General features: G+C 75.2%; 2 protein-coding genes. Both read left to right on the forward strand.

The annotated features are described in order from the left end of the window. Window positions 1–369 precede the first annotated feature (369 nt). Window positions 370–4,404 (forward strand): amino acid adenylation domain-containing protein, encoded by a 4,035-nt coding sequence (locus AB0P24_RS19550; RefSeq protein ID WP_365795564.1) that lies wholly within the window; start codon window positions 370–372, stop codon window positions 4,402–4,404. Next, on the forward strand, window positions 4,401–13,877 hold the full coding sequence (locus tag AB0P24_RS19555) for an amino acid adenylation domain-containing protein (protein WP_365795566.1): 9,477 nt from the start codon (window positions 4,401–4,403) through the stop codon (window positions 13,875–13,877). The genes AB0P24_RS19550 and AB0P24_RS19555 overlap by 4 nt, the downstream gene beginning before the upstream one ends. The last annotated feature ends 3 nt before the right edge of the window (window positions 13,878–13,880 follow it).

Consider the following 13,880-nt stretch of genomic DNA (forward strand, 5'->3'; position numbering starts at 1 on the left):
TGTAGTGCGCTACACCATGGGCGCCTAGGTCAACTTCCCCGGCAAAGTCAAGTGTTGACATGCCCTCAGCACGTGGCTGATGATCACAGCTACGTCACGGAGCCCCCTCGGAAACTCCGCACAGCTGACGCCTCAGCGTGCGCATCCGCACCACGCGTCTCTCCCCATCGGTCCTTTCCCACTCGCCGATATCCCCGCCCCCACTTCGCACCCCCACTTCATCCCCACTTCGCTCCGCCTACTTCGCACCCCCACCTTCGCGCCCCCTCCTTCGCATCCTTCGGGCATGTGACGCGATGCCGTCATCCGCCGCGTCCGTGTTCCCTCTGTTCCGTCCCCGGTCCCGTCCCCCGACAGGAAGGCCAGGCTTTGCCGGCGCAGAACACCCCCCGCCACGTCCCCGCGGACCCGGCCCCCCGGGTCCGGCCCGCGTCCTTCGCCCAGCAGCGGCTGTGGTTCCTCGCCCAGCTCCCTGGCGGGAACACCGCCTACAACGAGACCCTGGCCTTCCTCCTGACCGGCCCGCTCGACCGCGGCGTCCTGGCCGCCGCCTTCGACGTCCTGACCGACCGGCACGAGACGCTGCGGACCCGGCTGGTGGCCGAGGCCGGCGGGGTGTGTCAGCACATCGACCCGGCGGGCTCGGGCATCGCCCTGGACGTCGAGGATCTCAGCGCCGCGGCCGACCCGGAGGGCCGGGTCGCGGAGTGCCAGCGGGAGGAGGCGGAGCGGGAGTTCGACCTGGCGGCCGGTCCGCTGTGGCACGGCCGGCTGCTCGCCCTCGGCCCCGCGCGCCATGTGCTGCTGCTGACGTTCCATCACAGCATCTACGACGGCGCGTCGATGAACGTGATGATGAGGGAAGCGGGGCTCGTCTACGAGGCGTTGACGGCGGGGGTGCCGGCCGGACTGCCGCGGTTGCCGCTCCAGTACGCGGACTACGCGGACGCCCAGCGGGAATCCGTGCGCAGTGGCGCCCTGGCCGCCCAAGAGGCCTACTGGAAGGGCGTGTTGGCCGACGCCCCGGCCGTGCTCGAACTGCCGTTGGCCAGGCCGCGCCCGGCGGAGCAGGCCTACACCGGCGGTCGGGTCGGGTTCGAGCTGGACGCGGACGTCACGGCCGCCCTGCGCGCCCTGGCCCGGGAGCACCGGGCCACCTTGTTCGTCGCAGTGCTCACGGGCTGGGCCGTGCTGCTCTCCCGGCTGTCCGGGCAGCAGGACATCGTTGTCGGCAGCCCGGTCGCGGGCCGCCGCGGTCCGGGGGCGGCCGGGCTCATCGGCTTCCTCGTCAACTCGCTCCCGCTGCGCGTCGACCTGTCCGGTTCCCCGACCGCGGCCGAGGCCCTGGCCCGGACCCGTGCGGTGGTCCGCGACGCCCTGGCCCACCAGGACCTGCCGTTCGAGCGGATCGTCGAGGTGGTGAACCCACCCCGCAGCGCGGCCCACACCCCGCTGTTCCAGACCATGCTGGCCTGGGTCCCGGACCGGCACGACCTGCTGAAGCTGCCCGGCGTCGAGACCACGCCGCTGCCGATCGCGCACGCCCCGGCCAAGTTCGACCTCGCCCTGTCGGCGACCGAGTCCGGGGGCCGGGTCACCGGGCACCTCGACCACGCGACCGCGCTGCTGGACACCGCCACCGCCGAACGCTGGGCCGGGCACCTGCGACACCTGCTCACCGACATGGCCCGGCACCCGCACCGCACCGTCGACACCCTGGAGCTGATGGACCCGCGCGAGCGCCAGGCGCTGATCGGCGCCGGCGACGCGACGGGGGCACGGGAGGAGGCCCGCGACCCGTCCGACGCGACCGCTACCGCCCTGCGTGCGGCCTCCGGTCTCACCGAACTCTTCGAGGCCCGGGCCCGCGCGCACCCCACCGCCACCGCCGTCACCGACCGCGAGCACGCGCTGGACTACGCGACGCTCGACCGGCGCGCCAACCGGCTCGCGCACGCCCTCGTCGGCCGTGCCGTCCGCCCGGGTGACGTCGTCGGACTGCACGCGCGCCGCACCGTCGACCTGGCCGTCGGCATCCTCGGCATCCTCAAGGCGGGTGCCGCCTATCTCCCGCTCGACCCCGGCCAGCCCTGGGAACGCCTCGCCGCCATGGTCGAGGACGCCGTGTGCCCCGTGGTCCTCAGCGACCACTCCGGAGCGGACCGCCCGCGGGACTGGCTCGACATCCGCACGGTCGAGGCCGAGGTCCAAGTCCAAGTCCAGGTCGCGGCCGAGCCCGAGGCCGAGGGGACGGCCTGGAGCCGGCCGCCGGCCGGGATCACCCGGGCCCCGGACCAACTGGCCTACGTGATCTTCACTTCCGGGTCCACCGGACGCCCCAAGGGGGTCGCCGTCGAGCATCGCAGCGTCCTCAACCTCTTCTCGGCCTGGCACGACCGGATGGGCACCGCCCCCGGTGAGGCGGGCTCGGCCTGGTCCAGCATCGGCTTCGACGCCTCGGTCCACGAACTCCTGCTGCCCCTCACCACCGGCGGGACGCTGCACATCGTCCCCGAGGAGGTGCGCGGCGACCCGGAGGCGTTGTTCGCCTGGCTGCGTGAGCACGAGATCGTGCAGGCGTTCCTGCCGCCCGCCTACGTCAAATGGGTCGACGAGGATCCGGACGGACGGCTGCGCGGCCTGCGTCTGCGCAAGCTGCTGACCGGGGTCGAGTCGCTGACCGAGGCCGCGCTGCACCGCATGACGGAGCGGCTGCCCGGCCTGCGGATCTGCTTCGGCTACGGCCCCACCGAGGCGACCCTCTACAGCACCGCCCACCACGACCCCCGCCCGCTGGACCGCCCGTGCCCCATCGGCCGCCCGCTGCCCGGCACCCGCTGCTACGTCCTGGACGCCCGGATGCAACCGGTCCCGCCCGGGGTCGTCGGGGAGGTCCACCTCGGCGGAGCGGCCCTCGCCCGCGGCTATCTGGGCCGCCCCGACCTCACCGAGGAACGTTTCCTGCCGGATCCGTTCGTGCCCGGCGCCCGCGTCTACCGCACCGGCGACCTGGCCCGCTGGGGCGACGACGGCCTGCTCCACTACGCGGGGCGCGCCGACGACCAGGTGAAGCTGCGCGGTTTCCGGATCGAACCGGGCGAGATCGAGGCGGCGCTGACGCGGCTGCCCGGCGTCCGCGAGGCCGTCGTCCTCCCCGACCGGGACCCGGCGGGCCGGCCCCGGCTGGTGGCCGCCGTGGGCCGGGGTGCCGCCGCGGCGCGCACCAGCGCCGACTGGCGCGCGGCCCTCGCCCGCAGCCTGCCGGACTACATGGTGCCCGCCGTCGTCCTCGACCTGGAGGCCCTGCCGCTGAGCCGCAGCGGCAAACTCGACCGCGCCACTGTGCTGCGCCTGGTCCACGAGCAGACGTCCGGCCAGGTCAACACCGCAAGCCCGCGCGACCACGTCGAGCACGCCCTGTACCGGATATGGCAGCGCGTTCTGCTCCACCCCTCGATCGGCGTCGGCGACAACTTCTTCGACGTAGGAGGCACGTCGTTGTCCGCCATCAAGATGGCCCACGAGGTCACCGAGGTCTTCGGCCGGCGGCTGCCGGTCGCCGAGGTCATGGTGCGGCCGACGATCGAGTCGCTGGCCGCGCTGCTGCGCGAGGACGGCGCACACCGCGCCCCGGGCAGCCTGATCGAGTTCCGCCGGGGCAGCGGCCCGCGGGTGGTCTGCGTGCACCCGGCCGGCGGCACCGCCTTCTGCTACCTGCCCCTCGCCGCCCACCTGCCCGCACACGCCGGCCTGTACGGCATCCAGTCCCCCGGCGTGAACCCGGGAGAGGACGTGCTGCCCAGCGTGGCGGCCATGGCCGAGACGTATCTGCGCCTCCTCGAACCCCTCGGGGAGGGTCCGCTCGTCCTGACCGGGCTCTCCTACGGCGGGCTCGTCGCCCACGAGATGGGGCGCCTGCTCGGGCAGGCCGGGCGCGGCGATGTGAGCGTGGTCCTCCTCGACACGCAGGCGACCGACGACAGTGAGGCCCGCGCGGCGATCACCGCCGTCGACGCGGCCGAGTTCCGCGACAAACTCGTACGGTTCAACGGGATGTACCCCGGCATCGACGACGCCCAGGTGGACCGCTACTTCCGGATCTACAACCACAACCGGCTCACCGCCCGCGACCACGTACCGGCCGCCTCCCCGGCCAGGCTGGTCCTCGCCGAGGCCGTGCCGGACGGCGACACCCCCTTCCACGCCGAGGTCCGGGCCTTCTGGCGGCGGCGCGCGCAGGGCGAGTTCCGCGTGGAGACGATGGCCTGCGACCACTGGGAGATCCTGGAGGGCTCCGAGACCGCCCGGGTGGCCGCGCTGCTCGCCGCCGAACTCGCCCATCACGAGGGGAAGTCGACGCGCGCGGCGCACTCCGTCGCGGTACCGGCGGGAGAAGCGCGATGACCGACCGCACCGCATCCTCCGGACCTGCCGAGGCCGGGTCGACCGAGCCGGCACGGCCGAAGGCCGGACTGCCCGAAGCCGCACTCGCCGAGGCCGCACTGCCCGCAACCGGACTCGCCGAAGCCTCCCTCCCCGCGACCGGACCGGCCGCAACCGGACTCGCCGAAGCCACACTGCCCGAAGCCGCACTCGCCGAGGCCGCACTCCCCGCAACCGGACCGGCCGAAGCCACACTGCCCGCAACCGGACTCGCCGAAGCCGCACTCCCCGCAACCGGACCGGCCGAGGCCGGACCGGCCGCACCCGGACTCGCCGAAGCCGTGCTCGCCCAGGCGCACCGCACGCCGTCGGCCGTCGCCGTCGAGGACGGCGGGCGCCTGCTCGACTACGCGGAACTCGACCTGCTCAGCGGCCGGGTAGCCGCGAGGCTGCGCGAACAGGGCGTGGCCGCCGGGCAGTCCGTCGCGGTCTGCCTGCCCCGCTCCTGGCAACTGGTGTGCGTCATGCTCGGCATCCGCCGCGCGGGGGCCACGGTGGTCCCCCTCGACCGGCTCAGCCCGCCCGACCGCCAGCGCCACATCCTCGACGACTCCGGTGCCGTCACGGTCGTCCACGACGGCACGGCCGGGCACGCCGACGGGATCGACGCCGGCCTGCTCCTCGGCCCGGCTGCGGCATCCGTGGCGGTGGAGCCGTCCGCGCCCACCTGCGACGGCGACCCGGCCGGCTTCCTCTTCTACACCTCGGGCAGCACCGGCCGCCCCAAGGGCGTCGAGGTCACCGACGCGGGCGTGCTGCGGCTGGCCCGGCCCGGCTGGCTCGACCCGCGGCCCGGCGCCCGCTTCGCGTGCCTGTCCAACCCGGCCTTCGACGCGCTCAGTTTCGAGATCTGGGCCCCGCTGCTCACCGGCGGCGTCTGCGTCGTCCTGGACGACTCCGAGGTGCACAGCCCGCACCGGCTGGCCGCCGTGCTGCGCGAGCGCCGCGTCGACACCCTGTTCATCACGGTGGCCCTCTTCAACACGGTCGTCGACAAGGTTCCCGGCTGCTTCGCCGACGCGGGCCAGGTCCTGGTCGGCGGCGAACGGCTCGACGCGCGCGCGATCCGCGCCTGGTACGACGCCAACCCGGATGCGGCCACGGTCCTCTACAACGTGTACGGGCCGACGGAGGCCACGACGTTCGCCCTGTACCACCCGATCCCCCGTGACGTCGACGGCGACTCGTCGGTCCCGATCGGCACCGCTCTCCCGGGAACCGGACTGCTGCTGCGCACCGCCGACGGGCGCACCGCGGAGGACGGCGAGGTGGCAGAACTCCTCCTCTCCGGTACGGCGTTGGCGCGCGGCTACCGCAATCTCCCGGAACTGACCGGGCGTTGTTTCGTCCACCTGCCGGACGAGGACGGCTCCGCGCGCCGCTGGTACCGGACCGGTGACCTGGTACGCCGGGACGCCGACGGGCTCGTGCACCACGTCGGACGCGCCGACCGGCAGGTCAAGGTGCGCGGCTTCCGCATCGAACCCGGCGAGGTGGAGCAGCAGATCCTGGCCCTGCCCGCCGTGCGCCGCGCCCATGTCTGCACCCGGCGCGACACGGCGGACCGCCACGAGCTGCTGGCCTTCCTCGTCCTCGGCGACGACGGCCTCTCCTTCGCCGACTACGAACGTCATCTCACCGCCGCCCTGCCGCCGTACATGCGGCCCCACCACACCCACCTGGTCCCGGAACTCCCGCTGACCGCCAACGGCAAGGTCGACCAGGCCGCGCTGCTGCGCGAGGCGGCCACACCGTGGCGCGGCACCCGTGCGGACGCGGTGGCCGTCCGCCCGGAGCAGCGTCCCGTCCTGGAGATCGCCGAGGGCGTCCTCGGCGTCGGCGGTCTGCGTCCCGACGACCGCTGGATACCGAGCGGCGGCGACTCCCTGAAGGCGCTGCGTCTCCGCTTCGAGATCCAGGAGCGGTACGGCGTCGACATCCCCCAGGACCTGGTGCTGCGGGCCGACTTCGCCGCTCTCGCGGACGCCGTGCGCACCGCTCCGGCCGACGAGCGGCCGCCCGTGCCACCCGCAACCGACGCAACGGCCGCCGCGGAGGGGCCTGCCACCAGTGAACAGGAACGCCTCTGGTTCCTGCACCGGCGCGACCCGGACGACCGCTCCTACGACGTGCCGCTCGCCTTCCGCGTCCAGGGGGCCGTCGACGGGCAGGCGCTGCGCCGCGCGCTGCGCACGCTGGTGGAACGCCACCCTGCCCTGCGTACCCGGCTGGTCCCCGCCCCAGACGGCCTGCGGCAGCGCACCGAGGCGCCGTACGATCCCTGGCAGCCGCTCGACGCCCGCGAGGGGGAGCCCTGGCAGGAGACCGCCGACCGCTTCTTCGCCCACCGCTTCGACCTCACCGAGCCCCACATGCTGCGGGCCGCCTGGGCGGAGCACGCCGGCGGCGGTCTGCTGCTACTGCATCTGCACCACGCGGCCGTGGACGGCTGGTCGCTCAACCTCCTCTTCCGTGACCTCACCGGCGCCTACGCGGGCGAGGCGGAACGTCCGGCCCCGGCCACGGGTCCTGTCGACCTCGCCCGCTGGCAGCGGCACTGGCGGGCGGCCGCCGGATACCAGCGGCTGCGCACCCGGCTGAGCGACCACTACGCCGAGGCGCCGGAACCGTCACCCGCCCGGCCCGCTCCCGAGTCCGCGTCCCCGGTCCGGCCGCGGGCCCGGGCCCGGCTGCTGCGCACCTCCCTCGACCTGGTCCGCCGTGCCGCGCTGGACCGGCGTGCCGCGGAACTGGGCCTGACCAGGTTCCAGCTGCTGGTGTCGGCGTTCGCCGCGTGCCTGTACGGCGTGACCGGGCAGGCCCGGCCGCTGGTCGCCGCTCCGGTGGCGAACCGGCCGCGCCCGGAGTTCGCCGAGAGCGTCGGCATGTTCGCGAACACCGTGCTCCTCGACCTCGCCGTACGGCCCGACGACTTGCTGGGCACCCATCTCACGGCGCACGCCGACACCGTGCGCCGGGTGCTGGAGGGGCAGGAGATCCTCCTCGCCGATGTGCTGTCCGCGCCGGCGTTCCGCGACCGCTCGCCGCTCTTCGACTACATGTTCGTCCTGGAGAACACGGAGTTCTCCGCGTTGCGGCTGGCGGGCTGTGCGATCGAGCCCCTGTGGCCCGAGCCCGCGGGCGCCAAGTGCGCGCTGACCCTGTCGGTGGTGGAGGACGAGTCGGGGTTCGGCTGTCTCTGGGAGTACCGGGACGACTTCGGCGCCGAACGCGCCGAAGCGGCGGACCGGTTGTTCCGGCGGGCCCTGGACCGGCTGACCGGCGACGGTGACCTGACCCTGCGCGCGCTCGTCGCCCCGTACCGCTCGTCGGGGGCCGCCCACGGCTCCCCGGCGGAACCGGACTTCGCGACGGTCGCCGAGGGGTTCGCCCGCCAGGTGGCCCGCACTCCCGACGCACCCGCCGTCACCCTCGGCCGCACCACCCTCACGTACGCCGAACTCGACGCCCAGGCCAACGCGTTGGCGTCACTCCTGAGCGTGCCGGAGGATCCCGCCGCCCCGGCGTCCGTGGCCCTCTACCTCCAGCCGTCCGTCGAGCATGTCGTCGCCCTTCTCGCGGCGGCCCGCCGCAACCTGACCGTCGTCCCCCTCGACCCCGCCTACCCGGCGGCCCTGCTGCGTCATGTGCTCGACCAGGCGGCCCCGCTGTGCGTCCTGACCGGCGCCCAGGACCTGGACGTCCTGGCCACGATCGCCCCGCCGGACCTGCCGCGGCACGTCGTCACCCTCACCCGCACGCCCACCGCGCCGCCGGTGCCGTACCGGCACCGCGGACTGCGGCCGCTCTACACCCTGTTCACCTCGGGCTCCACCGGCACCCCCAAGGGCGTCCGGGTCCCCGACCGGACCCTGTGCGACCTGCTCACCTGGCAGCGGACCACGGGAGGACTCGAACGGCCCGCCGTCACGCAGCAGTTCTCCATGCTCTCCTTCGACGTCTCCTTCCAGGAGATCCTCACCACCCTCTGCTCCGGCGGCGAGCTGCGCCTGGTGCGCCCGGCCTGGCGGCAGGACGTGCCGGCACTGCTCCGCGAGTTGGAGACGGGCGGCGCGGAACGCATCTTCCTGCCCTACGTGGCGTTGCAGCTGCTCGCCGAACACGGCGTGCGCGCGGGGGTGTTCCCGTCCCGGCTGCGTGATGTCGTGACCGCGGGCGAGCAGTTGGTGTGTACGGACGCGATCCGGCGCTGGTTCGCGGGGCTGCCGGACGGCGCCCGGCTGTTCAACCACTACGGTCCGACCGAGACCCATGTCGTCAGCGCCCTGTGCCTGGACGGCGACCCGGCTGCCTGGCCGGCGCGTCCCGCCATCGGGCGCCCGGTGGCGGGGGCCGTGCTGCGGGTGGTCGACGAAGGGGGTCTGCCCGTCCCGCCGGGTGTGACCGGCGACCTCCTCATCGGCGGTCCCATGGCGAACCGCTGCTACCTCGGCGATCCCGCCGACCATCACGACCGGTTCGTCGACGACCCCGAGCTGGGCACCCTCTACCGCAGCGGGGACCGCGCCCGCTTCGACGAGCGCGGCCTGCTGCACTACGCCGGCCGCGACGACGGCCAGGTCAAACTCGGCGGCCACCGCCTGGAGCTGGGTCAGGTCGAGGCCGCGCTGCTCGGGTGCCACGAGGTGGTCAACGCGGTCGCGGGCGTGCTGGACGGCAGGCTGGTCGCCGTCCTGCAGTGCCGGGGTGCGGATCCCGACCCGGCGGACCTGACCCGGCGGCTGGCGCGGCTGCTGCCCGCCTACGTCCGGGTCGCCGCCTTCCGCAGGGTGACGGACCTGCCGCGCACCCCCAGCGGCAAGGTGGACCGGCGGGCGGCGCTCACCGCTCCGGGGCGCGAGCTGCGGCCGGGCGACCGCGCGGACGCCGGACTGTCGCCGCTGGAGCTGCGGCTGGCCGAGCTGTTCCGGGCGGCGACCGGGCGGAGCGTCGGCGTGGACGAGCGGTTCCTCGACGCCGGTGCCACCAGCCTGGACCTGATGCGCTTCCAGCTCAGATGCTCGGGAGAGGGCGATCTCCCGTTCTCCGTACCGGACTTGTTCGAGCACGTCACGCTGCGCGCCCTGGCCCGGCTGGTGACGGACGGCGGCGCCACCCGGGACGCCCCGACGCGCCGGCCGGGGGCGTCCGGCAGCGCTCGGCGGGCGGATGAGCCCGTCGCCGTCGTCGGCATGGCCGTCCGGCTGCCGGGCGCGCCCGACCTGGCCGCGTTCTGGGACCTGGTCGTCTCCGGCCGGCGGGGCATCGAGCACTTCGCCGCGGACGGCGGCCGGGTCGGCGCCCGCAGCCAGCTGGCGGGGCCGCTCGCGTTCGACCCGGGCCGGTTCACGATCAGCCCGCACGAGGCCCGGCTGATGGACCCCCAGCAGCGTCAGCTGCTGATGAACTGCGCCGAGGCCCTGGCCCACGCCGGAATCGGCGAGCCGGCCCGGCTGCGGGTCGGTCTGGTCGCCTCCTGCGGCGAGAACACCTACTTCCAGCGCATGCTCCGCGACGGCGACCCGGATCTGCTGCCGGACTCCTTCCGGCTCGCCCTGCACCACGAGAAGGACTTCCTCGCCACCAAGGCCGCCTACCATCTCGGGCTCACCGGACCGGCGTTCACGCTCCAGTCCGCCTGCTCCAGTTCGCTCGCCGGGGTGCATGTCGCGGCCGGGATGCTGCGGCAGGGCGACGCCGACGTGATGCTCGTCGGCGGGGTCCTCGTCGACACCGAACTGACCGACGGCTACACCTACCGGCCGCAGCACATCTTCTCCCCCGACGGGCACTGCCGGCCCTTCAGCGCGGACGCCGAGGGCACCGTGGGGGCCAGCGGCACCGGCGTGGTCGTCCTCAAGCCGCTGGCCGCGGCCCGCCGGGACGGCGACACCGTGTACGCGGTCGTCACCGGCTCGGGCCTCAACAACGACGGTTCCGGCAAGCTCGGTTACAGCGCTCCGTCACTGCCCGGGCAGCGGGCGGCGATCCGCGCGGCGCTGGACCGCAGCGGTCGCTCCGGCGGCGACGTCGGGTATGTGGAGGCGCACGGCACCGGTACCCGGCTCGGCGACCCGGTGGAGGCGGCCGCGTTGCGGCAGGCGTACGGACTGGCGGCGGACGCGCGGGTGGCGCTGTCGTCCGTGAAGAGCCAGATCGGGCATCTGGGCGCGGCGGCGGGCGTGGCCGGCCTGGTGCGCGCGGTGCTCGCCGTGCACCACGGGGTCGTGCCGCCGACGGCCGACTTCGGCCGGCTCAACCCGGAGATCGCCGACGGCCCGTTCCGGATCCCGGTCGCCGCCGAGCCCTGGCCGGCCGGCCCGCGCCGGGTGGCCGGGGTGAGCGGCTTCGGCATCGGCGGTACCAACGCCCATGTGCTGCTGGAGCAGCCGGACCCGGTACCGGACCCGGACCCGGCACAGCCGCTGCCGTGCCTGGTGCTGTCCGGCGCCTCGCAGGCCGCGGTCCGCGCGGACGCGCGCCGCGTCGCCGACTACCTCACCGCCCGTCCGGACGCCTACCCCCAGGTGCTGCGCCACCTCCAGGCCGGGCGGCCCGCCCTGGCCCACCGCGCGGCGGCCGTCTGCCCGGACGCCGCCTCGGCCGTCGCCTGGCTGCGGGCCCTGCCGGCGGTCACCGCGCCCCCGTCCCGGGACGCACCGCCGGTCGAGGGCCGCGACCCGCAAGCCCTCGCCGAGGCATGGACGGCCGGCCGCACCGTCGCATGGCCGGCGGGTCCGGCCGCCGCGCCCTGGGACTTCCCGCCGCCCGCCTTCGACACGAGCGAGTACGACTACCCGCGCGCCCCCGAGCGCGACGCTCCGCGCGCCGCCGGGAAGGGCTCTTCGCGCGCCGCCGAGTACGGCTTGCCCCGCCCCGCCGAGGAGCGGTCCGGGACCTCCCGGCTGCCTGCCGCGCAGTGGCTGCACCAGCCGCTGTGGACGCGCTCGCGGCGCGCCCGCACCGGGCCCGCGGTGTCCGGCCGTACCGCCGTGGTGGTGATCGGCCCCGGCCAGGACGGCGAGAGCTGGCGGTTCCTGGAACGCCACTACGCCCGGGTGGTGACCGTGCGCGCCGGGCAGCGGCTGACCCGGCTCGGCGACGACCGCTACGAGGCCGATGTCGCCGACGCCGGGCAGCTCGCCGACCTGCTCGGCCGCCTGGCCGGCGCGGACGGACCGGCCGTCGACTGGCTGCACGCGCTGCCGCTCGCCCTCGACGGCAGCCTGACCGCGTCAGCGCTGGAGACGGCCCAGTGGGCCTGCCTCGACACCGTCGCCGCCCTCGCGCTGGCCCTCGCCGGTCGCCCGGAGCCCCGGCGGCCCCGGGCCTGGCTGCTGTCCCAGCGGGCGCAGCCGGTCACCGGGAGCGTGCACACCCCCGAGGCGGGCCTGCTCGCCGCCGCCCTCGAAGTCCCCCGGCAGGAACTGGGCGTCACCCTGCGCTGGACCGACCTGCCCGGCCCGCACCCGGCCGACTGGGCCGCCCGCCTGCCCGACCTGCTCCTCGACGACGCCGTCGCCGACCGGGCGACGGCCCTGCGGGACGGCTTCTGGTGGCATCCCACCAGCGTGCCGGTGCCCGTCGGCGAGACACCCCGGCCGGCCGCCGCGCCGGGCACCCATCTGATCCTGGGCGGCACCGGCGGCATCGGCACCACCCTGGCCGCGAGCCTCCTGCGGCACCCCGGCAACCGGGTCGTCCTGGTGGCCCGCGGCACCGAAGTGCCCGCCGTGCTACGGGAGTTCGGCGAACGGGTCACCCTGGTCACGGCCGACCTGGCGGCCGAGGAACCCGCGGCCGTCGCGGACCGGCTGAGCCCGCTGCTGGACGGCCTGGCCGGCATCGTGCACGCCGCCGGGAGCGCCGCGGGCGGGCTCCTGGCGCGGCGCGAGCCGGCCGCCGCCCGCGGTGTCACGGCGGCCAAACTGCGCGGCGCCCTGCTGGTCGAACTGCTCGTCGCCGAACACGCCCCCGACCACGTCCTGTACTGCTCCTCGATGGCGGCCCGGTTCGGCGGAGTCGGCCAGTTCGACTACGCGGCCGCCAACGCCTGCCTCGACGCCTACGCCCATCGCACCGCGCCCGGCGGCGACGCCACCGTCCGCACCAGTGTCGGCTGGGACGCGTGGCGGGACGTCGGCATGGCCCAGCGGCACGCCGGCCGGGCGGACGCCCGGCACCGGGACCACCTCGCCGTGGCGCTGACCCCGCAGGAGGGTACGGCCGTCTTCGAGCGGGCCCTCCACCTCCAACTGCCGTGTCTCATGGTGAGCACCACGGACCTGACGGCCGCACGGGCCTTCTACGCGTACGAACCGGTGGCCGCCGAACCCGCCCCCGAACCGGCCGTGCCCGTACCGGCCGACCTCGGCGCGCAGATCACCGGAATCCTCCTCGGCCTGCTCGGCGTGGACACCGTCGACCCGCAGGCCGCCCTGTACGACCTGGGCGCCGACTCCCTGACCCTGCTGGAGCTGCTCGACGAGATCAAACGCCGGCACGGCACCGACATCGAGCTGTCCCGGCTCAGCCACCGGGTGAGCCTCGCGGAGATCCTCGGCCACCTCGACGGCGGTGTCCGCCCGTACGGCTCGGTGGACGTCGAGGTGTGGCAGCGCGGCCCGGGGCCGGACGTGCTGTGCCTGGTGCATCCGGTGGGCGGGGACATCCAGGCCTACCGGCCGCTGGTGTCCGCCCTGCCGGACGACCGCACCGTCTGCCTGATCGCCGACCCCGCCCTGCGCGACCCCGGGCTGCCGGAGCGCCCCATCGAGGAGCGCGCCGCGCACTACCTGGCCGCCGTACGACGGGAGTTCCCGGAACCCGAACGCCGCCTGACGCTCGCCGGCTGGTCGTTCGGGGCGTGGACCGCGCTGTCGATGGCCGCGCTCGCCGAGGCCGAGGACCGGCCGGTGACCGCCCTGCATCTCCTGGATCCGCCGCCGCCCGGTGCCGGGCAGCGCCTCGCCGGTTATGACGAGGAGCGGATACAGGCCGTGTTCGCCCGCGAGTTGAGCGGAAACGGCACGGGGCGGCCGACGGGCCCGGGGCACGGCGCGGGGCGGCCGGCGGCCTCGGGCGCGGACCCGGCCGACGGGCTCGCGGAGTCCGGTCGCGTCTACGCCGAGCGGCTCGCGCGCTGCTGCCGCGCCAACCTGGCGGCCATGGCCGGGCACCGGCTGCCGAGGCTGCGCCGGACGCCCGCCGCCGTATGGCTGGCGGTCCGCCCCGTGGCCGAGGCCGCGCTCGCGCCCGATCCGACCGCCCCCGGCGCCTGGGACGCCCACCTCCCGGCGCCGTACCGGCTGCACCACGTCGACGCCGACCACTACCAGATCGTCGGCGAGCCACACGTCCGGGAGATCGCCGCCGCCCTCACCGAGACCGTGTCCCCGTCCGACGCCCGGCCGCAGCCCGCCGGACGGATCTGAGGA

Origin of the sequence: Streptomyces sp. NPDC086519, assembly GCF_040686075.1 — a bacterium.
GTDB classification, from domain to species: Bacteria; Actinomycetota; Actinomycetes; order Streptomycetales; family Streptomycetaceae; genus Streptomyces; species Streptomyces shenzhenensis.

Coding starts and splice junctions, on each gene's coding strand:
- AB0P24_RS19555 (WP_365795566.1), top strand. CDS start 4,401: ATGACCGACCGCACCGCATCCTCCGGACCTGCCGAGGCCGGGTCGACC.